The organism is Corynebacterium stationis, assembly GCF_001941345.1.
GTDB lineage: Bacteria > Actinomycetota > Actinomycetes > Mycobacteriales > Mycobacteriaceae > Corynebacterium > Corynebacterium stationis.
In genome coordinates this window covers 369,306-392,328 of record NZ_CP009251.1, presented here as the reverse complement: position 1 = coordinate 392,328, position 23,023 = coordinate 369,306, and the positions used below count along the sequence as shown (strand labels likewise).

The 23,023-nt window shown below is 55.6% G+C and carries 11 protein-coding genes; 7 read left to right on the top strand and 4 right to left on the bottom strand.

The window, feature by feature from the left end; genetic code table 11:
* Positions 1-22: 22 nt before the first annotated feature.
* From CSTAT_RS01905 to mshA, 4 genes are all read right to left on the bottom strand, one after another.
* Entirely contained in the window at positions 23-715 is a 693-nt protein-coding gene (locus CSTAT_RS01905; RefSeq protein WP_066792350.1) for a response regulator transcription factor, read from the bottom strand.
* Positions 712-1,965, bottom strand: a complete 1,254-nt coding sequence (locus CSTAT_RS01900) for a sensor histidine kinase (RefSeq protein WP_066792349.1) — start codon at positions 1,963-1,965, stop codon at positions 712-714. Before CSTAT_RS01900 ends, CSTAT_RS01905 begins: the two co-directional genes overlap by 4 nt.
* A 93-nt stretch (positions 1,966-2,058) precedes the next feature.
* On the bottom strand, positions 2,059-2,805 hold the full coding sequence (locus CSTAT_RS01895; protein ID WP_066797330.1) for a phosphoglyceromutase: 747 nt from the start codon (positions 2,803-2,805) through the stop codon (positions 2,059-2,061).
* An 89-nt stretch (positions 2,806-2,894) separates the two neighbouring features.
* Positions 2,895-4,163: a D-inositol-3-phosphate glycosyltransferase gene (mshA, locus tag CSTAT_RS01890; protein ID WP_075722289.1), complete on the bottom strand. Its 1,269-nt coding sequence runs from the start codon at positions 4,161-4,163 to the stop codon at positions 2,895-2,897.
* Positions 4,164-4,484: 321 nt separating this feature from the next.
* Between mshA and CSTAT_RS01885 the strand changes: the two genes are divergently transcribed.
* From CSTAT_RS01885 to CSTAT_RS01855, 7 genes are all read left to right on the top strand, one after another.
* Positions 4,485-6,200 (top strand): long-chain-fatty-acid--CoA ligase, encoded by a 1,716-nt coding sequence (locus tag CSTAT_RS01885; protein WP_075722288.1) that lies wholly within the window; start codon positions 4,485-4,487, stop codon positions 6,198-6,200.
* Positions 6,201-6,438: 238 nt separating this feature from the next.
* Positions 6,439-8,151, top strand: a complete 1,713-nt coding sequence (locus CSTAT_RS01880) for a long-chain-fatty-acid--CoA ligase (protein ID WP_075722287.1) — start codon at positions 6,439-6,441, stop codon at positions 8,149-8,151.
* A 169-nt stretch (positions 8,152-8,320) separates the two neighbouring features.
* Positions 8,321-10,024 (top strand): long-chain-fatty-acid--CoA ligase, encoded by a 1,704-nt coding sequence (locus CSTAT_RS01875; RefSeq protein ID WP_066792345.1) that lies wholly within the window; start codon positions 8,321-8,323, stop codon positions 10,022-10,024.
* An 18-nt stretch (positions 10,025-10,042) separates the two neighbouring features.
* Positions 10,043-11,209 carry an ATP-binding protein gene (locus CSTAT_RS01870; RefSeq protein WP_075722286.1) on the top strand — a complete coding sequence of 389 codons (1,167 nt, stop codon included), beginning with the start codon at positions 10,043-10,045 and terminating at the stop codon, positions 11,207-11,209.
* A 120-nt stretch (positions 11,210-11,329) separates the two neighbouring features.
* Complete coding sequence (locus CSTAT_RS01865; RefSeq protein WP_075722285.1) at positions 11,330-12,034, top strand: FadR/GntR family transcriptional regulator; 705 nt, start codon at positions 11,330-11,332, stop codon at positions 12,032-12,034.
* 53 nt (positions 12,035-12,087) lie between these two features.
* Entirely contained in the window at positions 12,088-13,317 is a 1,230-nt protein-coding gene (locus CSTAT_RS01860; RefSeq protein WP_075722284.1) for an amino acid permease, read from the top strand.
* A 491-nt stretch (positions 13,318-13,808) separates the two neighbouring features.
* On the top strand, positions 13,809-23,006 hold the full coding sequence (locus CSTAT_RS01855) for a type I polyketide synthase (RefSeq protein WP_075722283.1): 9,198 nt from the start codon (positions 13,809-13,811) through the stop codon (positions 23,004-23,006).
* Positions 23,007-23,023 lie beyond the last annotated feature (17 nt).

Below are 23,023 nucleotides of genomic sequence, written 5' to 3'. Positions count from 1 at the left end.
TGCTGCCAAGATAAGCGAGGTTTTAAGCCTCGTACTTATATCCCAAGCCACGCACCGTCACCAGGTGCTGAGGGCGAGATGGCTCTTGCTCAATCTTGGAGCGCAGGCGCTTGACGTGTACGTCGAGAGTCTTGGTATCTCCGACATAGTCAGCTCCCCAAATGCGGTCAATGAGCTGACCGCGAGTAAGTACGCGTCCAGCGTTACGCAGCAAGTATTCAAGCAGGTCGAATTCTTTTAGAGGCATCGAGATAGGTTCACCGTCGACGGACACGATGTGGCGCTCCACGTCCATACGCACGCGGCCACCTTCGAGAACCTGCTCTTCAAATTCTTCTTCTACTTCCACTGCGTCTCCGCCGCGGCGCAGTACAGCGCGGATACGTGCAATAAGTTCACGAGAAGAATAAGGCTTGGTGACATAGTCATCAGCGCCAAGTTCGAGGCCAACAACTTTGTCGATTTCTGAATCACGTGCAGTGACCATAATGACCGGCACGGAAGATGTCGCGCGCAGTTGCTTACACACATCCGTGCCAGACATGCCAGGCAGCATCAAATCAAGTAATACGATGTCCACATCGTGGCGTTCAAATTCCTCTAATGCGGTTTTCCCATCGTGCGCAACGATTGGTTCAAATCCCTCTTTTCGAAGCAGGAATGCCAGCGGATCCGCCAACGATTCCTCGTCTTCAACGATGAGAATGGTCGTCATGAGGTTTTATCCTTTCGACGAGAAGCTTCCCGGGCAACTGCGGAATGCAGGTCAGCCTTCGGAGTCTTCTCATGTTCATTATCGGTCACCGCTGGAATCTTTTCCGGTTCGGGCTCGTGATAAATAGGAAGTTCAATTGTAAAGGTTGAGCCGGTGCCAAGACGAGACCACAACTTGATGTTTCCTCCGTGATTGGCCACAACATGTTTTACAATTGCTAATCCTAGGCCAGTACCTCCGGTTTGCCGAGATCGGGCTTTATCAACACGGAAAAAGCGCTCAAAAACGCGCGCTTGGTCTTCAGTATCAATACCGATTCCGCGGTCTGTGACGCGAATTGCCACGACATCATCATTGACGCGCTTTTGCGAGATCGACACCGGCATGGCCTCGGGCGAATAATGCACGGCATTAGAAATCAGGTTGGATACCGCTGTCACCAACAAAGCCTTATCGCCTTTAACAAAAGCGCCTACGCTGACTCCGCGCGTGATTTGGATTTCATGTGCTTCAGCCGTGAGCTGATTACGCACGATGGCTTCATTAATCACCGCATCCACAGACACTGGTTCCAGCTCAGGTAGAGCCTCCGCACCCTGCAATTTCGACAGCGCGATCAACTCATTGACCATATCGGCCATGCGGTAGGCCTCTTTTTGTACCCGGGATCCGAAATACTCCACATGCTCTGGATCATCTGGAGAATCCAACAGCGCCTCAGCCAGCAGCGCGATACCGCCAACGGGCGTTTTTAGCTCATGGGAAACATTGGCAACAAAGTCCCGGCGCGCTGATTCCATGCGGGTGGATTCGGATTCATCGGTGGCAAAGATGATGACAAAGCGGTCATCGATAAGCGTTAAAGGCTTCACCAGCGCCCGGATCTGCAGCACGCGGTTGCCCGTGCGACGCTTCGACACGGAGTGATCGATGGTGCGCTCTTCTTTATCATCAAAGACTTTTTCGGCCACACGCCACAGTTCCGGATTGATGCTGCGGTCGTGCACAATCGTCATTTCATGCGCAGCGGTATTAGACAAGATGACATCGCCACTTTGATCCACCACCGTGACCCCAGTGGGTGCGCCTTGGATAGCTAGATGCAAAACCTGGCTGACGGTTGTGACTTGGTTGGCCTCAATCGAACTTGATTGCCGTGAGCTTAAAATCCGACGCTGGATAAAACGCGAAACTGGCATTGCGGCAAGGCAGACGATAACGCCTGCGATAAATGCAATGACTACGGCCACTGATCTCCTTGTGTTTTAAACTTGGGTCTAACGTGAAAGCACCCCAGGGAAATTATGCTCTCCCTGGGGTCGTTGTGCCAGCTGACGCTTTTCTTACTTGCCGCCTTGGGCTGCTACTGCTGCCGCACCAGCTGCTGCTGCTTCTGGATCAAGGTAGGTACCACCTGGGTTTACAACCTCGCCCGATTCGGTGATTTCGTAGACCAGTGGAATACCGGTTGGAATATTCAGACCTGCAATATCCTCATCAGAGATATTGTCCAAGTACTTCACCAATGCGCGCAGGGAGTTACCGTGCGCTGCAATCAAAACGGTCTCACCGCGCTGGGCACGTGGCAGGATTTCTTCCTTGAAGTACGGGATGAAACGCTCCACGACATCCTTCAAGCACTCTGTGCGAGGAACGGTGTCCAGGTTTGCGTAACGGGCATCTTCAGACTGGGAGTACTCAGCGTCATCCGCAAGCTCTGGTGGTGGGGTGCCGTAGGAACGACGCCACTCCATGAACTGCTCATCGCCGTACTTATCCTTGGTCTCAGCCTTGTTCAAGCCCTGCAGCGCACCATAGTGACGCTCGTTTAAGCGCCAGTCACGAATGACTGGAATCCAGTGGCGATCAGCTTTATTAAGCGCAATATTCGCGGTGCGGATCGCACGGCGCAGCAAGGAGGTGTACACAACAGAAGGCAAGATGTTGTGCTCTACCAACATCTCACCGCCACGCTTTGCCTCAGCCTCGCCCTTTTCGGTCAGATCTACATCTACCCAGCCAGTGAACTGGTTGGATTCGTTCCAGGTGGACTGGCCATGGCGTAAAAGAATTAGCTTTCCGTTAGTCATGTCATCAAGCATGCCACGAAATGAGCCTTGAGGGGCTTTTTATTTCTGTGATCTGGGTAGCGAATTTCCGCTCAAGAGAGCCCTTGGGCTTAAATACCTGCGGCCTGGCGCGGTCCGTGACATTCTGACATGTCGATTTTGGTGGCTTCCTCGTACACCTTTAAAAGCTCTTGTGCGGAAGCCGCCCAGCTAAATTTCGCGGCATGTTCCACAGCTTGCTCGCCCATATGGATGCGCCTCTCGTCATCGTCCAGCAATTGCGCCAAGGCATCTGCCCACTGCGAGGCCCCGTGGCCATCGATAAGCAAGCCGGTGACATCGTGATCCACTGCAATCGGCAATCCACCAACGCGCGCTGCGACCACTGGGGTGCCAGTTGCCTGCGCTTCCATTGCGACCAGCCCAAAAGACTCGTTGTAGCTAGGAACCGCCACGATATCCGCTGCTTGATACACCGCAACTAGCTCCTGCGGGGGACGCGCATCCAAGAAACGAATGCGGTGCGCAACACCCAGCTCACGCGCTAAATCGTGATAATTTTGCACATTCGAAGTCTCACCCGATGCTCCGCCGCAGATAACCACACGCAAATTCCTCTGCGGATCTCGCTTAAATAACTCGGCGGTCGCGCGGATCAAAACCTCAGGGCCCTTGAACTTCTGCAACCGTCCAACGAAAGCCACCACTTTGGTGTGCAATGGAATACCCAGCTCACGGCGACTGCGCTCAGTGTTGCGATCTGTTCCTGGGGTAAAGAGCTCAGTATCAGCACCCGGAGTAATCACAGAGATATGACAATCATTGGCATCATAATGCGCAATGAGCTCATTTTTCTCGTCCTCAGTATTGACCACCAAGACATCCGCGTTATCCGATAATTGCTGTTCACAAATACGGCGGGCCTCTGATTCAGGCGAATCATCAGCCGCGCGGTAGGCATTCTTCACAGCCGCCAAGGTATGCGCAGTATGAATCAAGGGAATGCCCCACAAATCCCGCAGTAACCAGCCCACTTGGCCAGAAAGCCAATAGTGCGAGTGAATAAGGTCGTAGTACAAGTTATTGCACTTAATAAATTGCACCATGCCGCCAGAAAATGCGGCGAGCTGGGTTGGCAATTCCTCTTTGCTTAAGCCCTCATATGGACCGGCCACAATATTGATCACGCGTAGGTGCGGCTCAATTTCTACAATCTCCCCCTGACTCGGGCGGGTCGCACGCGTAAAAATATCCACGTCTACGCCCTTGCGTGCGAGCTGCGTCGCAATCGACAGCACGTAGACATTCATCCCGCCGGCATCGCCAGAGCCGGGCTGGGCAATCGGCGAAGTATGCATCGAAATCATGGCGACTCTCATACCGGATATCCTAGACTTTCACCCGGTTGCGCACACATTGAATAACAGAAACCACAACTACTAAACCACACCTGCATTAATGCCTGAATCACTGCCAGCCTGCGCTATGTGTCGATGAATCTAAACTTGATCTAATCGAGAAATAGTTTTATCCGTGATCTATTTTACCTTCGTTGCTGAGTAAATCCTCAGGTTTATGTAGCTACACTGGAGCAAATAAACACTTACGTAACCAACGGTATGGTGAGAGACAGATAGTGACTCCCTGTCCATGCTGCGCTGCTCAATACTTTGATTTCTCAATGAGATTAGAAGGATGAAATGTCTGCTTCAGAAAATAAGACCTGGCTTTCGCACTACCCCGAATGGACCCCCCATTCTCTAGACTATGGCGACACCAGCTTGCTGGACGTCTATGACAATAACCTGGCTATCAACGGCCACAAGTCTGCCTTAAGCTTCTTTGGCCGCAGCCAGTCTTATATCGATCTGGACCGCCAAGTTCGCCGCGCGGCCGCCGGACTTAAAGCTTTCGGCGTGCGTCCTGGCGACCGCGTCGCGATGGTATTGCCGAACTGCCCGCAGCACGTAGCGGCATTTTATGCGGTGCTGAAGCTGGGAGCATCGGTAGTTGAGCACAACCCTTTGTATACCGCGCACGAATTAGAGGGCCTGTTCCAGGACCACGGCGCGCGCATCGCCATCGCCTGGGACAAGACAGCCCCTACGCTGGAAAAGCTGCGTGGCACCACTGATTTGGAAACGGTTATTTCCGTCAACATGATTGACGCGATGCCCACCTTGCAGCAGATCGCCCTGCGTATTCCAATCCCGCCTTTGAAAGCAAAGCGCGACCAGCTCACGGGCGAAGCTCGCAACTCCGTTCCGTGGGATACCCTTATTGGCAATGCCATTGGTGGCGACGGCAGCGATATTGAATCCGAACCATCAGTTACGCCAGATACCACTGCCGTGGTGATGTACACCTCCGGTACCACCGGCAAGCCCAAAGGCGCTGAGCTTACCCACGGTTCACTTTTTGCCAATATTGCACAAGGCAAAGCGTGGGTTCCAGGGCTTGGCGATCAGGACGAGCGCATGCTCGCCGCTTTGCCCTTCTTCCACGCTTATGGCCTGACCATGAACCTGACCCTGGCGCAGTTCATCGGCGGCGAACTAGTTCTTCTGCCAACACCACAGATTCCGCTGATCATGGACATCATGAAAAAGCGCACACCCACCTGGGTTCCCGGCGTGCCCACTCTCTACAGCCGAATCGTGGAAGCAGCTAAAGACAAGGGCATTGCGATTAAGGGCATTCGCAGCGCTTTCTCCGGCGCGGCATCCCTTCCAGTATCTACCGTGGAAGATTGGGAAGAGCTCACCCAAGGCCGCCTGGTGGAAGGCTTTGGCCTTACGGAAACCTCCCCCATCCTTATTGGCAATCCGATGACCGATAGCCGCCGGCCCGGCTACGTCGGCATTCCTTTCCCGGACACTGAAATCCGCATTGTGAATCCAGAAAATCCTGATCAGGTAATGCCTGATGGCGAAGAAGGCGAAATCATCGCTCGCGGCCCCCAGGTTTTCAAGGGCTACCTCAACAACCCTGAGGCCACCGAGCAAGCCTTCCACAATGGGTGGTTCCGCACCGGGGATCTAGGAGTCATGGAAGAAGACGGTTTCATCCGCCTGGTCGCGCGTTTGAAGGAAGTCATCATCACCGGCGGCTTCAACGTCTACCCCGCTGAAGTTGAAGAAGCCCTGCTTTCCCACCCTGACGTGGAAGAAGCCGCCGTAGTGGGCCGCCCGCGTGAGGATGGCTCCGAAGATGTCGTTGCTTGCGTAACGCTTCGTGATGGCGCCGCACTTGACCCCGAAGGCCTCAAAGAGTTCTCACGGGAGCTTCTTACCCGCTACAAGGTGCCGCGTACCTTCTACCACTTCGAAGCACTAGCCAAAGACCAACTGGGGAAAATTCGCCGCCGCGAAGTCCAGCAGGACCTCATTGACCGGTTAAACAAGCAAAGCAAGTAATAGCTGTTTCAATTTTCCCACAGGGGCAATCCCTGTGGGATTTTTCTGTAATTGGGGGTAGAAATAGAAACTTTCCTGTGACAAACCGTCCAAATATGAGGTTTCCGTCATGTTTGCAATGTATTATAGAGCGCAAAATATTTAGGCGTCTAAATGCAACTGTTGTTTCGGCGTCGATAAACAACGAAGACCGGACACAATCGCATCACCGCGAGCCCGAACATTTGGAAGGACCCGCATGTCAGCATCTGAAACCAAGGCCTGGACCAAACTCTATGCCCCTTGGACTGACCACGAACTTGAATATGGCGATGACACTTTAGCGTCCATCTATGACCGCAACCTTGAGCTCAACGCAGATAAACCTGCAACCTACTTTTTCGGGCGCGGGCAAAGCTACAAAGAGCTTGACCAACAGGTTCGTGCAGCAGCAGCAGGACTTAAGGCCTTCGGTATTCGCCCTGGCGACCGTGTCGCCATTGTGCTCCCTAACTGTCCACAGCACCTTGCGGCTTTCTTCGCTATTCAAAAACTCGGCGCGACCGTGGTTGAGCACAACCCGCTATACACCGCTCATGAGCTCGAAGGACTGTTCAAGGATCACGGTGCACGCGTTGTTATTGCTTGGGACAAAGCGGCCCCAACCTTGGAAAAGATTCGCGCAACCACGGACTTAGAAACCATTATTTCAGTCAATATGACTGAAGCTATGCCACGGCGCATGCAGCTGCTTCTGAGCATCCCGATTCCACCAATTACTGCTAAGCGTGATGCGCTAACGGGCGATGCTCCAAATACTGTCCCTTGGTCAACCCTTATCTCCCCAGCCATTGGCGGCAACGGCAAAGACTTTGAAAACAATGAAGTTACTGCCGATGACACTGCACTGATTCTCTACACCTCGGGTACAACCGGTGCGCCGAAAGGCGCAATGATTTCACACGCCAATATTTTGGCCAACTGCGTCATGGGCAAAGCCTGGGTTCCAGGTCTCGGTGACAAACCTGAACGCTTCCTCGCCGCTTTACCCTTCTTCCACGTCTACGGCATGACCACCGTGGTGGCACTGGGCGTCTACGTTGGCGCAGAGATCATTTTGCTGCCTGCCCCGCAGATTCCTTTGATCATGGATGTCATTAAAAAGCACACTCCAACATGGGCTCCAGGTGTGCCGACGCTTTATGACAAGATTTTGGCGGCGGCCGAGGAAAAGGGCATGGACAAGACCCAACACCCTATTGCTAACTCGTTTTCCGGCGCAGCTACCCTGCCGGTTCGCACTGTTGCACGGTGGGAGGCCTTCTCCGGTGGGCTGTTGGTAGAAGGTTACGGTCTCACAGAAACCGCACCAGTTATCTGCGCAAACCCGATGGATGGCAATCACCGTCCGGGCTATGTCGGTATTCCCTTCCCAGATACCGAAGTACGCATTGTTAATCCAGACAACCTCGATGAGCTCATGCCGGATGGACAAGAAGGTGAGCTGCTAGTTCGCGGTCCGCAGGTCTTTAAGGGCTACCTCAACAACCCTGGGGCAACCGCCGCTACTTTCCACGGCGATTGGTTCCGTACTGGCGATGCCGGCGTGATGGAAGAAGATGGCTTTGTGCGTCTTGTTGCCCGCATCAAAGAAATCATCATCACAGGTGGCTTCAACGTCTACCCGGCCGAAGTTGAAGAGGCCATGTCCGACCACCGCGATATCGAAAGCATTGCCGTTGTTGGTCGCCCGCGTGAAGACGGCTCTGAAGATGTCGTCGCCTGTGTCACGCTGCGCGATGGCTCAGCTCTCGACCCCGAAGGCCTGAAAGAATTCGCTCGGGAGCGCCTTACTCGCTACAAGGTGCCTCGCACTTTCTACCACTTCGACGAACTAGCGAAAGACCAGCTGGGCAAGATTCGCCGCCGCGAAGTCCAGCAAGACCTTCTGAAGATGCTCGGAAGTAAGTAATTACTTGGCAACAAGTAATTAAGTCGTCCTCCCCGGCGATATGACCGTGGTGCATTAAACTTAAAAAGAAGCACACTCTTCTTCGCCTTACGGCGGGTTAGCCTTTTAAGCTTTTCGCGCTGACCGTTGCAGATGCACCATCGATAAAATATCCCTGGGAGGACGTCTTATGTCGGCATTTCAAACCAAAGCCTGGATCCACAATTACGCAGCGTGGACCGAGCCACACTTGGACTATGGCGATGACACGCTGGTTGATTTTTACGACAACAACCTAGAAAAGAATGGCAATAAGTCTGCTACCTATTTCTTCGGCCGCACTCAAACCTATAGCGACTTAGACCACCAGGTAAACGCTGCCGCCGCAGGCCTGAAAGCTTTTGGCATTCGCCCAGGCGACCGCGTGGCTTTGGTTTTACCGAACTGCCCGCAGCACATCGCAGCCTTTTATGCCGTATTAAAGCTGGGTGCAACGGTAGTGGAGCATAACCCGCTCTACACCGCACATGAATTAGAGGGTCTATTCAATGACCACGGTGCGCGTGTTGCCATTGCCTGGGACAAGGCCGCACCAACATTAGAAAAGCTGCGTGGGAAAACCCCGCTGGAGACCATCATCTCCGTCAACATGACGGAAGCCATGCCACGGCGTATGCAGCTTTTGCTGCGCATTCCAGTTCCACCGATTACGTCCAAGCGCGATGCTCTCACCGGCGATGCTCCGAACACCGTGCCCTGGTCCACCTTGTGCTCACACGCAATTGGCGGTTCCGGCAAGGACATTGAATACCCCGTAGTCACGCGTGAAGACACTGCGCTGATTCTGTACACCTCTGGTACTACGGGTCAGCCCAAAGGCGCGATGCTCAGCCACGGCAACATGGCTTCCATGGTTGTCATGGGTGATGCCTGGGTCCCGGGACTGCGCGATAAGCAACAGCGCTTCCTCGCAACTTTGCCGATGTTCCACGTCTATGGCCTCACCATGGTGGCAACCCTTGGCCCTTATGTTGGGGCTGAGATGGTTTTGCTCCCAGCACCACAGATCCCACTCATCATCGATGTTTTGAAGAAGCACACTCCAACTTTTGCACCGGGCGTACCGACGCTATACGAGAAGATCATTGCCGCAGCGAATGAGAAGAATATCGAGATCACGGGCATCGACAATGCTTTCTCCGGTGCTTCTACCTTGCCAGTCTCCACCGTTGAGGACTGGGAAAACCTTACCGGCGGCAAGCTGGTGGAAGGCTACGGTCTGACTGAAACCTCCCCAGTTATTTGTGGTAATCCCATGAACGGCAAGACCCGTCCGGGCTATGTTGGTCTTCCTTTCCCTGATACCGAAGTGCGCATTGCTAACCCAGAGAACCTAGATGAAACTATGCCCGATGGTGAAGAAGGCGAACTGCTGGTTCGCGGGCCGCAGGTCTTTAAGGGCTATCTCAACAAGCCTGAAGCCACTAAAGAAGCCTTCCACGGTGATTGGTTCCGCACCGGTGACGTCGGTGTAATGGAAGAAGATGGCTTTGTCCGCCTGGTAGCCCGCATCAAAGAAATCATCATCACCGGTGGATTCAATGTCTACCCGGCGGAGGTCGAGGAAATTCTGCTTACCCACCCCGATATCACCGATGTTGCCGTGGTTGGCCGTCCGCGTCACGATGGCTCCGAAGACGTCGTTGCGTGTGTGACTTTGCGCGATGGTGCGGCTTTGGATCCAGAAGGCCTCAAGGACTTCTCCCGTGAACGCCTTACCCGCTACAAAGTGCCGCGCACCTTCTACCACTTCGAAGAGCTCGCCAAAGACCAGCTGGGCAAGATTCGCCGCCGTGAAGTTCAGGCGGACTTGCTTAAGCTGCTCGAGAAATAATTTATGTAACTTGTACATATGTCCCCGCGTTCTAAAAGTCCTGAGCTTCCAGCAGAAACTCCGAACCCGTTTCGTCCTACTTTTGGTGCCTCGCCACGCTTTTGGGCAGGACGAACGGTAATTTTAGAAGGATTCGCGGAAGCTCTCGACAGCCCCGTGGGCCATCCTGATCGCGCGATGTTAATCAGCGGTACCCGCGGAATTGGCAAGACAGTTCTGTTGACGGAGCTCGAAGATATTGCCGAAGCTCGCGGGTGGATCTCAGTGCGGGCCATCGGTAGCACGAGCATGGCCGAGCACCTTATTAATACGGCTATTCCAGCGCAGATTGCCAGGCTCAACCCACAGGCGGAGACCCGGTTGAAGTCGCTTGGTGTCGCAGGTCTAGGCCGTGTAGAAACCGAACTCGATCCCCGTTACGGGCAGCTGCAACCTGTACCCACGGTAGAAACTCGTATCCGGCAACTTCTGGAATACACTAGTGGAAGCGGCGTATTCATTGCGATTGATGAGGTCCAAGACGCCCCGAGTGAGGATCTCGCTGCGGTAGCGCAAGCCTTCCAGAATCTCATCAAGGATGAACTTCCTGTCGCTCTTGCCTTCGCAGGCCTAACGGTTGGCACCCGGGACCTCTTGGACTTGCCGGGCACCACGTTCTTACGCCGTGCAAGTGCCTATGAGCTAGGCCCATTGACTGCCGATGACACCGTGAATCTTCTCGCCGCTACCGCTGATGGCTCCGGTATCCACTTTGGCGATGCTGCTGCCCGGCGCGCGGCCACCGCATCATTCGGGTTTCCCTACTTGGTTCAGCTCATTGGCGCGCATGCGTGGCGGGTAACTAAAGACCAGGTAGAAGAGGAAGTCGCGCAAGAAACTATCGATGCCATCCTCAAAGAGGCAATTGATACTTTCGGCTCGCAGGTGCATCGACCAGCGCTGCGGCATGTCACCGACTTACAGCGTGAATTTTTGCGATCAATGGCGCGTTTGGGCGGTGAGGAACAGTCCATTAGTGAAATCGCCGGGCTGTTGAAGAAGACCACCACCGGCATCAGCAGAATCCGCGCGGCACTAATTAAGCAAGAGCTCATTGAGCCTTCCTCACACGGGTATGTGCGCTTCACCCAGCCGTATATGGCAGAGCATCTCCTGGCCGAGCCACGCACACGCTATGTGCAATAGGAATCCAGCTGCGTGAAATTTTAAAACGTAGCTGTTACGCAGGCTAGATTGAGCAGAATATCAGCGCATACAACATTTGGCTGTTGACGTAAGGCGCATCACAGTGCACAAACTTCCGGTATGAACCTGTCTGACAGCTGGACACCCCGACAGCCGGTGCTTTCGCGCACCAGTGCTGCCGAGGAAGTCTTCAACTCCATTCGCCAAGGAATCGAATCCGGAGAAATCCCCATCGGCTCAAAGCTGGGCTCGGAAGCTTCACTTGCGGCATCTTTTGGCGTTAGCCGCTCGGTCATCCGCGAAGCGCTACGTTCCTCGGCAACGCTGGGACTAACTAAAACCGAAACTGGCCGAGGCACTTTTGTCATTTCTGCAACGCCTGCGAACGACTTAGTGCTCGGCAACTATTCCTCAACCGACATTCACGAGGCCCGTCCGCACATTGAAGTCCCCGCCGCTGGCCTCGCTGCGCTGCGCCGAACCACTGATGACCTGAAGAAGTTGCAAGACATCATGGAGCAGATGGAGGCCGAAGACGATCACGTCGCGTGGGTTGAATTGGATACTGAATTCCACGCAACCATCGCCAGCGCTAGCAAAAACTCGGTCTTTACCAAGATTGTCCGCGATATTCGCGAATCCCTGGCGCGTCAGTCCGAGACCGTCAACGTGGTCTCCGGGCGCAGAGAACCTTCCGACAAGGAACACCGCATCATCGTCGAAGCGATTGCCGCTCAAGACAAAGACGCCGCTGAAGAAGCGATGGCCTTCCACCTTTCCGCAGTACGCGTTGCTGTTGATGGGATCGTCAAAAAGCAGCCCTAAGCTCTGTTAATAGACACCCCAACCGTTTCATTCCTTTAAAGAAAAGGCACACTATGTCAACGACTCAAGTCTCAGGCTCTGCAGCCACGACAAAGCCGGCAAATTCCGCAACTGAATCTGCAATCACTGCTGGCGATGGTGACTACCACAAGGGGCTAAGCACCCGTCAGGTCAACGTGATCGCTATCGGCGGTGCCATTGGTACCGGACTGTTCATGGGTGCCGGCGGCCGCCTTGCCCAAGCTGGTCCCGGAATTGTCATCAGCTACGCCATCTGTGGCGAGCTGGCTTTCCTTATTCTTCGTGCGCTCGGCGAGCTGGAATTCTGGTTCGCACTCATCAAGGTCGTCGCACTTTCTGCCTTCCTGGTAGCCGGTTGCTACTTTGTCGTCTTCGGAACCCCTATTGAAGGCCACACCACCGGCTGGTCCCTCATTCAAGACAACGGCGGTATTTTGCCTAACGGCATCCTGCCAGTTCTGGTTCTCATGCAGGGCGTGGTCTTCGCGTATGCATCCATTGAGCTTTTGGGCACCGCCGCAGGCGAGGTAGAAAACCCTGAGAAGGTCATGCCGAAGGCAATCAATACTGTTATCTTCCGCATCGCTATCTTCTACGTAGGCTCTTTGATCTTACTGTCGCTGCTGCTTCCTTATGTTGAGTACAAAGCAGGCGAAAGCCCATTCGTTACTTTCTTCGGCGCCATCGGCGTTCCCGGCATGGACGTGGTCATGAACCTCGTGGTTCTCACCGCAGCAATGTCCTCCTTGAATGCGGGACTGTACTCCACCGGCCGTATCCTGCGCTCGATGTCGTTGAACGGTTCTGCGCCAAAGTTCGCAGGACGCATCAGCGCCAATGGTGTTCCTTATGGCGGAATCGTCATCACTTCAGTCGTCGCAGCCGTCGGCGTTGTCCTTAACGCAATCGTTCCAGCTCAGGCATTTGAAATTGTTCTTAACTTCGCAGCCATCGGCATCATCGCTTCTTGGGGCATGATCATGCTCTGCCACATCGCATTGGTAAAGAAGTCAGAACGTGGCCAGCTCCAACGCCCGAGCTTCCGCATGCCTTTCGCACCATATTCCAGCTGGTTCGTACTAGTAGCGCTCGTGTTCATCGTGGTACTGATGGCGTTCGATAACCCAGTGGGAACCTGGACGGTTGCAGGACTTTTGGTCATCATTCCAATCCTCATCGCCGGATGGTATGCCTGCCGCGGCCGCATCTACGCTATCGCCGCGGAACGTGCTGCAGCTGGCCAAGAAGCAGCTACCTTCTAAACGCAGAAATTTAAAGCTTAAGAAAACAAAACCCCGTTTGAGTGTTGAGTTGGATTTCTTGTCCCTCTCGCTACTCAAACGGGGCTTTAAGCATGTATCCCACCGAGAAGGGTTTACGGCCTCGACATCCCATGAATCCGTTTCTAGTCCTGTTGTTCGCATCGCATTTACTGGCCGAAAAGACAGGCATTTTCAGCACAATTTCAGGCGCATTACAGGCAGATTTTAAGTCTAACTCCGGGAAATTTGGCGAGCTCTTTCATGGTGATTGACGTGGTCAGACATCGATCGGTTACATATTCTATAAATATGAGAAAAACCTCACATTTGGGCGTGTGAGGCCGCCAACTTACGCCTAAGTAGGCTACGGTGGCGTAATCGCGATAGTTTGTTTTCGTGTAGCAAACCCCGGACGCCTATCGCGTCATATTTTCTGGCTTAGGGAAAAGCCATAAACCTTTCACCGATACGTTTAAAGAGGACTATTTAATATGTCGTTGACCCCCTTGCACACCTTGTCTAATGACAGCACTGCCCCGGCAGTGCTGTTTGCAGGTCAGGGTTCTGCATGGCAAAAGGCCATCGCCGATGCCGCAGCCAGCCCACACCAGGCAGCACAGCTGCGCGACATCTTAAAAGAAGTACGCACGACCACCGGCCCGGTAGCACGCATCATCGCGTCTTCTTGCCCAGGAGTTTATGAGCGTTTAGAAGAACTAGCTAACACCCCGGCTGATGAAAGCCCAGTGGCTAAGGAATATGACGCATACCCGGCATACTCCATCCCAGGCATTGTTTTGGGACAAATCGGTGCCATCGAGCACCTGCGCGAGCTGGGCGTGGATGTAGATTCCGCGCAGCTTGCTGGTCACTCCCAGGGCTCTTTGGGCGTTGCAGCCGTGAAGGATGCACGCCAGGCCCTGGCCTTGGCAGTTTTGATGGGTACTGCAGCTGCTGTCACCCAGGGCGCGAATGACTCCCGCTCCCACATGCTGTCTGTACGTGGCGTGCCACGCGAGATGATCGAAGAGTACCTCGCTGGTGACGCAGCTATTGCTGTAGTTAACGGCCGCGTACACTTCGCACTGTCCGGCACCCCAGAAGACTTGGCAAAGACCGAGTCCAACATTGCGCAGGCAGCTGAGTCTTACAATGAGGCGCTCGAAGAGCGTCTGATTGGTGGTTCTGAGATCAACCCAGTCTTTGACGTATTGCGCGTTGCTCTTCCTTTCCACCACGCTTCCTTGCAGGCAGCAGCGGATCTGACCGTCGAATACGCCACCCAGTGTGGCCTGGATGCAGATCTTGCGCGTGAGCTCGCTGATTCCATCTTGGTTCAGCCACACAACTGGGTTGAGAGCGTGAACGCTCTCAACAGTAACTATCTGATTTCCCTGGATCGTGGCCTGTCTTCTTTGACCGCACCACTGATCACTGGCACCGGCAAGGTTGTTATTCCAGCTGCTACCGCCGCTGAGCGCGATAACCTGGCAACCCCAGGCACCGAGCTGCCAACCGCTGTGAACTACGAAGAGTTCTCACCAAAGCTCATCTCCCTGCCTAACGGCAAGTCCTACACTCAGACCCGTTTCTCTGAGTGGACCGGTATGTCCCCAATCATCTTGGGCGGCATGACCCCAACGACCATGGATCCAGGCATCGTTGCTGCAGCAGCAAACGGTGGCTACTGGTCAGAGATGGCCGGTGGCGGACAGTACTCTGACGAAGCTTTCACCATCAACAAAGATGGCATGATGGAGCTTTTAGAGCCAGGCCGCACCGCAGCGTTTAACACCATGTTCTTCGACCGCTACCTGTGGAACCTGCAGTTCGGTCAGGCACGTATCGTGCCTAAGGCTCGTGCAAATGGTGCTGCCTTTACCGGTGTGACCATCTCCGCTGGTATCCCTGAGCCAGAAGAAGCAACAGAATTGCTGGATCAGCTCACCGCTGATGGCTTCCCTTATATCTCTTTCAAGCCAGGTACCACCAAGCAGATTCAGGACTGCATCGCAATTGCTGCAGATAACCCTTCTCACCGCGTCATCGTCCAGATCGAAGACGGCCACGCTGGTGGCCACCACTCCTGGGTTGACCTGGATGAGATGCTGCTTGCTACCTATGCAGCAGCACGCCAGCATGACAACCTTGCCATCACCGTCGGTGGCGGCATCTACTCCCCGGACCGCGCATCCGAGTACCTGACCGGTTCCTGGTCCACCAAGTACGGCCTTCCAATCATGCCGGTTGATGGTGTCTTCTTGGGCACCGTAGCCATGGCAACCAAGGAAGCAACCGCTAACGATGACGTTAAGCAGCTGCTCGTTGACACCCCAGGTATCACCCCAGATACCAACGGCGGCTGGGTTGGCCGTTTGAAGGCTGACGGCGGCGTTTCCTCCTCCCAGTCTCACCTGTTGGCTGACCTGCACGAGATTGATAACTCGTTCGCGAAGGCATCTCGCCTGATCACCTCGATCCCAATCGAGGAATACGACTCCCGTCGTAATGAAATCATCGCGGCTTTGGCAAAGACCTCGAAGCCTTACTTCGGCGACGTCTCCGAAATGACCTACGAGCAGTGGGTTTCCCGCTTCGCAGAACAGGCCTACCCATGGGTTGATCCAACCTGGCACGACCGTTTCCACGATCTCCTGCAGCGCGTTGAGGCTCGTCTCAACGAAGCAGACCACGGTGAAATCCCTACCCTATTCCCATCACTCGAAGATTCCGAGAACGCACCAGAGGCAGTAGCAAAGCTTATTGCTGCTTACCCGAATGCGAAGATCACCAAGGTCAACACTCGTGATGAGGCTTGGTTCCCAACCCTTATCCGCAAGCACGTTAAGCCAATGCCATGGACCACCGCTATTGACGGTGACCTTAAGGAATGGTTCGCAAAGGACACCTTGTGGCAGGCACAGGACCCACGCTACGACGCTGATGGCGTTCGTATCATTCCTGGTCCAGTCGCGGTTGCAGGTATTACCAAGAAGAATGAGCCAGTAGCTGAGCTGCTGGGCCGCTTCGAAGATGCCACCACCGCAGCGCTTAACGATGCCGGCGTCAAGCCAGTTGAGCTCTACTCCCGCTTGGCTTCTGCCAAGAACGCAGAAGAGTTCCTGCGCAACGCGCCAACCATTATGTGGCACGGCCACCTCATTGCTAACCCTGCATATGAGCTGCCAGAAGAAGCATTCGACATCGTTGATGATGGCGAAGGCTTTGCAATTCGCATCAACTCTGACTCTTACTGGGATAACCTGCCTGAAGAGCAGCGCCCTTTCTACGTCCAGCACGTCGATATCCCGGTTGCACTGTCTGAGGCAGTAGCAACCGGTGCGTCCCCAGTTGTAGATGATGCACGTCTGCCAAAGGCAGTCTTTGACCTGCTCGCAGGCGTTGCTGGTGTTGGTTCTATCTCCGAGACCGGCGATGAAATCACCGCTTTGCCAAAGGTCATCGAAGGTTCTGTTTCTGAAGAAAACCCATACGGCCTGGTCGAATACTCCTTCACCTTGCCTTCCACCTTGCTGACCGCACACACCGCGGTTACCGGCGCTGCACTGGGCACCGTCAATGCGGGCGCCCCAGATGCTTTGGTTGGACCTTGCTGGCCAGCAATCTACACCGCGCTGGGCACCGGCCGTTTGACCGAAGAACACGGCGAGCCAGCTGGCACCGACTTCCCAGTCATTGAAGGCCTGCTCAACGCAGTTCACCTTGACCACGTCGTGGACGTGCGCGTTCCTCTCGACGAACTGGCACAAGGCGCAAAGGGCGAAGGCCGTCGCATTGACGTAACTTCCCGTTGTGCATCCATCGCTGAGTCCAACGCTGGCCGTATTGTCACCGTTGAGCTGGAACTGCGCGATGCACAGACCCAAGAAGTCGTGGCAACACAGATGCAGCGCTTCGCCATCCGTGGTCGCGCGACTGGTACCTCCGTTCCGGTTCCTGCTCCAGCATGGGGCGGCGGAAAGTCCCAGGACAAGGTAGAGGTCACTCCACGTTCCTTCGTCGACCGCGCATATGTCACCGCACCTGCGGATATGACCCCATTCGCGCTGGTTTCTGGTGACTACAACCCAATTCACACCTCCACCAACGCAGCTCGCCTGGTCAACCTCGAGGCACCACTGGTGCACGGCATGTGGCTCTCGGCTACCGCTCAGCACCTCGCTGGCAACCACGGCACCGTTGTGGGCTGGACCTACTCCATGTTCGGCATGGTGCAGCTTAACGATGAAGTTGAGATCACCGTCGAGCGCGTTGGCCGCAAGGGCATCCACGCTGCATTCGAGGTCACCTGTCGTATCGACGGCGAGGTAGTATCTCGCGGTCAGGCTCTGATGGCGCAGCCACGCACCGCTTATGTTTACCCAGGCCAGGGCATCCAGGCTGAGGGCATGGGCCGTGGTGACCGCGATGCATCGGCAGCTGCACGCGAAGTATGGCGTCGTGCTGACCGCCACACCCGCACCGCACTGGGATTCTCCATCCGTCAGATCATCGACGACAACCCAACCGAGCTGGTTGTTCGCGGCACCAAGTTCATCCACCCGAACGGTGTCCTGCACCTGACCCAGTTCACCCAGGTTGCGCTTGCTGTTGTTGCTTACGCTCAGACTGAGCGTCTGCGCGAAGCTGGCGCTTTGGGTACCAACTCCATGTATGCCGGTCACTCCCTTGGTGAGTACACCGCGCTGGCATCGTTGGCGAATATCTTCGACCTCGAAGCAGTCATCGACATCGTTTACTCCCGTGGTTCCGCAATGGGCACCTTGGTTGAGCGCGACGAAGACGGTAACTCCAACTACGGCATGGGCGCACTGCGTCCAAACATGATTGGTGTTCCAGCTGATGAGGTTGAGGCATACATTGCTCAGACCGCTGAAGAAACCGGCGAATTCCTCGAAATCGTCAACTACAACATCGCTGGCCAGCAGTACTCCATCGCGGGTACCAAGGCAGGTCTTGCGGCGTTGAAGAAGAAGGCTAACTCCGTCAAGGACCGCGCATATGTCACGGTTCCTGGCATTGACGTGCCTTTCCACTCCCAGGTTCTGCGCGGCGGCGTTCCAGCGTTCGCTGAAAAGCTCGATGAGCTGCTGCCAGAAACCCTCGACTTGGACGCACTGGTTGGCCGTTATGTGCCAAACCTGGTGGCTTCCCCATTCGAGCTCACCCAGGAATTCATCGAGAAGGTTAAGCCACTGGCTCCTTCCGGCAAGCTGGACAACCTCAAGGTCGAAGACCTCGATGAGCAGTCCCTTGCTCGTCTGCTCATGATTGAGCTGTTGTCCTGGCAGTTCGCATCACCAGTGCGCTGGATTGAAACCCAGGAACTGCTCTTTGATGAAGTAGACCAGATCATTGAAGTTGGTCTCGCGGCATCGCCTACCTTGACCAACCTGGCTAAGCGTTCCATGGATATCGCGGGCGTTGACCTGCCAGTATTCAACGTTGAGCGCGACCAGGATCAGGTCATGCTGCAAGACGTGAAAGAAGCACCAGCTCAAACCTTCGATGCTGAAGAAGGCGAAGCAACCTCGTCCACCTCTGCGGCTGGTCTCAGCGGGGATACCGCTGAGGCGTCGGCAGCGGCTGCCTCTGACAACACTCAGTCTATTCCTTCTGCTGAGGCACAGACCGTTGCTGCCGCACCGGCACCTTCCGCTGCTCCAGCTGGCGGTACTGCTGCGGCTGACGCTCCGGACCTGCCATTTAGCGCAGCTGAGGCGATTATGGTTCTGTTCGCATTCCAGAACAAGATCCGCCAGGACCAGATCAATGACACCGATACGGTTGAAGAGCTCACTAATGGTGTCTCTTCCCGCCGTAACCAGTTGCTCATGGATATGTCCGCAGAAATCGGCGTACCAGCTATTGATGGTGCTGCTGATGCTGACGTGGCTACCCTGCGTGAGCGCGTCAAGACTGCAGCTCCGGGCTACTCCCCATTCGGCGTTGTCCTTTCCGAGGCTGTGACCGCACGTCTGCGCCAGCTCACCGGTGCAGCAGGTGTAAAGCCCGCATACATCTCTGAGCGCGTTACCGGCACCTGGGGCTTGCCCCAGTCCTGGGCTGCACACGTTGAGGCCGAAATCTTGCTCGGCTCCCGCGATGAGGACTCCGTGCGCGGTGGCTCCCTGTCTACCGTTCCGACCACAGCTTCTTCCAAGTCTGACGTTGACGCTCTTGTCGATGCCGCAGTTCAGGCTGTCGCAGCAGCTCACGGCACTTCCGTGTCCATGGGCTCGGCTGGAGCTGGCGGCGGCGGTGGAGTTGTTGACTCCGCAGCACTGGATGCTTATGCAGATACCGTCACCGGTGAAAACGGTGTTCTGGCAACTGCTGCTCGTCAGGTCCTGTCCCAGTTGGGTCTGGTGGAAGAAGCACCAGAGACCCCAGAGACCGACAACACCTTGTTCGAGACCGTCGAGGCCGAGCTTGGTTCCGGTTGGGCAAAGACCGTCACCCCATCCTTCGACGCGAAGCGCGCAGTGCTTTTCGATGACCGCTGGGCATCAGCGCGTGAAGACCTTGCGCGCGTAGCACTCGGTGAGCTGGATCTTCCAGCGGAGCGTTTCCGTGGAACCGGAGAGACCATCGCCAAGCAGGCGGAGTGGTGGGCTAATAACCCTGCTGCTGCCACCGGCGCACACGCGAAGGCCACCCCGGCTGCTACCTTGCAGGCTATTGCTGCTGCCGCACGCGAGGAACTCGACGGTGAGTTCGCTGGCGATGTCGCACTGGTTACCGGTGCAGCCCCTGGCTCGATTGCAACCGCATTGGTTGAGCGTCTGCTTGAAGGCGGCGCCACCGTCATTATGACCGCATCACGCGTAAGCCAATCCCGTAAGGAATTCGCCCGCAAGCTCTATGCTGCACACGCAATTCCAGGCGCTGCCCTGTGGGTGGTTCCTGCGAACTTGAGCTCCTACCGCGATGTCGATGCTCTCATCGACTGGATTGGTACTGAGCAGCGTGAATCTGTTGGCAACGAAGTCAAGATCACCAAGCCAGCGCTGACCCCAACCTTGGCATTCCCATTCGCCGCACCTTCCGTGTCTGGTTCAGTTGCTGATGCTGGCCCACAGGCTGAAAACCAGACCCGTCTGCTGCTGTGGTCGGTTGAGCGCACGATTGCTGGTCTGTCCAACCTTGCGCAGCAAGCAGTTGATACCCGTTGCCACATCGTTCTGCCAGGTTCCCCGAACCGCGGCATGTTCGGCGGAGACGGCGCTTACGGCGAAGTCAAGGCAGCCTTGGACGCTATCTTGGCGAAGTGGTCTGCTGAAGCAGGTTGGCCAGAAGGTGTTACCCTGGCGCAGGCAAAGATTGGCTGGGTTTCCGGTACTTCCCTGATGGGTGGCAACGACATCCTGATTCCAGCTGCAGAACAAGCTGGCATCCACGTCTGGGACCCAGAGGAGATTTCTTCTGAGCTGATGTCTTTGGCATCCGCTGAGTCCCGCGCACAGGCAGCCGAGGCTCCACTCGAGCTGGATCTGACCGGTGGCCTTGGTTCTTCCAAGATTTCCATCTCTGAGCTTGCAGCGCAGGTCCGCGAAGAGGCAGAGAGTGCGTCCGCTTCTAACGAATCGAACAGCACTCTCCAAGCAGAAAAGGCAACCATCGCTGCTTTGCCAAACACGCGCCAAGTCGAGCTTCCCGCACCACTTGCCGAAGGCGAAGTTGGCGATGTCACCACCGACCTTGATGACATGGTTGTCATCGCAGGTGTCGGCGAGGTTTCCTCCTGGGGATCCGGCCGTACCCGCTTCGAGGCAGAATACGGCCTGCAGCGCGACGGTGCTGTTGACCTGACTGCAGCTGGCGTTTTGGAGTTGGCATGGATGACCGGTCTGGTGCAGTGGGCAAATGACCCACGTCCAGCCTGGTACGACGAAGAGGGCAACGAAGTCGACGAAGCGGATATCTACAACCGCTTCCGCGATGAGGTTGTTGCTCGCTCCGGTATCCGTACCCTGACCGACAAGAACAACATGGTTGACCAGGGCTCCATTGACCTGACCTCCGTATTCTTGGACCGCGATATTGTCTTCACCGTTGCATCTGAGCAAGAAGCACGCGACATTGAAGAAGCAGACCCAAGCTTCACCAAGCTGCGTGAAGTTGACGGCGAGTGGGAAGTCACCCGCCTCAAGGGCGCAACCGCGCGTGTTCCACGCAAGGCAACCTTGACCCGTACCGTTGCGGGCCAGATGCCTGACCACTTCGATGCTGCCAAGTGGGGCATCCCAGATCACATGCTGGATGCTCTCGACCGCATGGCCGTATGGAACCTGGTCACCGCAGTCGATGCGTTTACCCAAGCAGGTTTCAGCCCAGCTGAGTTGCTGCAGGTAATCCACCCAGGTCAGGTTGCAACCACGCAAGGTACCGGTATCGGCGGCATGGAATCCCTGCACAAGGTATTCGTTACCCGTCTGCTCGGCGAGGACCGTCCGTCCGACATCCTGCAGGAAGCTCTGCCAAACGTTATTGCAGCGCACACCATGCAGTCGCTGGTTGGCGGCTATGGTTCGATGATTCACCCAATCGGTGCTTGTGCAACCGCTGCGGTATCCATCGAAGAGGGCGTTGACAAGATTGCTCTGGGCAAGGCTGACCTGGTTGTTGCCGGTGGTATTGATGACGTTCAGGTTGAGTCTTTGACCGGCTTCGGCGACATGAATGCAACCGCTGAGACCAAGAAGATGACCGACCAGGGCATCGATGACCGCTTCATCTCCCGTGCGAATGACCGTCGTCGTGGCGGCTTCCTCGAGGCAGAAGGCGGCGGTACCGTGCTTCTGGTTCGTGGTTCCTTGGCTCGTGAGATGGGTCTTCCGGTCTACGCTGTAGTTGCTCACGCGGCTTCTTACGGAGACGGTGCACACACCTCCATTCCTGCTCCAGGTCTGGGTGCTTTGGGTGCTGGCCGTGGACGTAAGAACTCCCGTCTAGCCAAGGGCCTGGCAGGGCTTGGTCTGACCCCGAACGATGTTTCGGTTCTGTCCAAGCACGACACTTCCACCAACGCTAATGACCCGAACGAGTCGGAGCTACACTCCATCCTGTGGCCAGCTATTGGCCGCGACGTGGACCAGCCACTGTTCGTCATCTCGCAGAAGACCTTGACTGGTCACTCCAAGGCTGGTGCAGCACTGTTCCAGACCGGTGGTTTGATTGACGTCTTCCGCACTGGCCGCATCCCAGCCAACCAGTCCTTAGACTGTGTTGACCCGCTGATTGAGGCTAAGGCGAAGAACCTGGTCTGGCTGCGTTCCCCACTTGATGTGGAAGCAGCTAACCGTCCGGTGAAGGCCGCAGCTCTGACCTCCCTGGGCTTCGGCCACGTCGGCGCCCTGCTGGTTTACGCTCACCCAGGTGTCTTCGAGGCTGCCGTTGCTCAGCAGGTATCTGCTGAGGCTGCTAACGAGTGGCGCGAGAAGGCCAATGCTCGTCTGGCTGCTGGTGCTGCTCGCTTCGAAGCCGGCATGATTGGCAAGGAGACCTTGTTCGAGGTCATCGACGGCCGCCGCCTGCCTGAGGCAGCTGGCACTGTAGAGATTGAGAACTACGGCCCAGTCGCCGCAGACAAGGCCGCAGAAATCGCGCTCTTGCTTGACGACGACATCCGTCTCACCGCCGAAGGCACTTTCCCTCCGGCTAAGTAAGGTGCAGTTAACAGGCT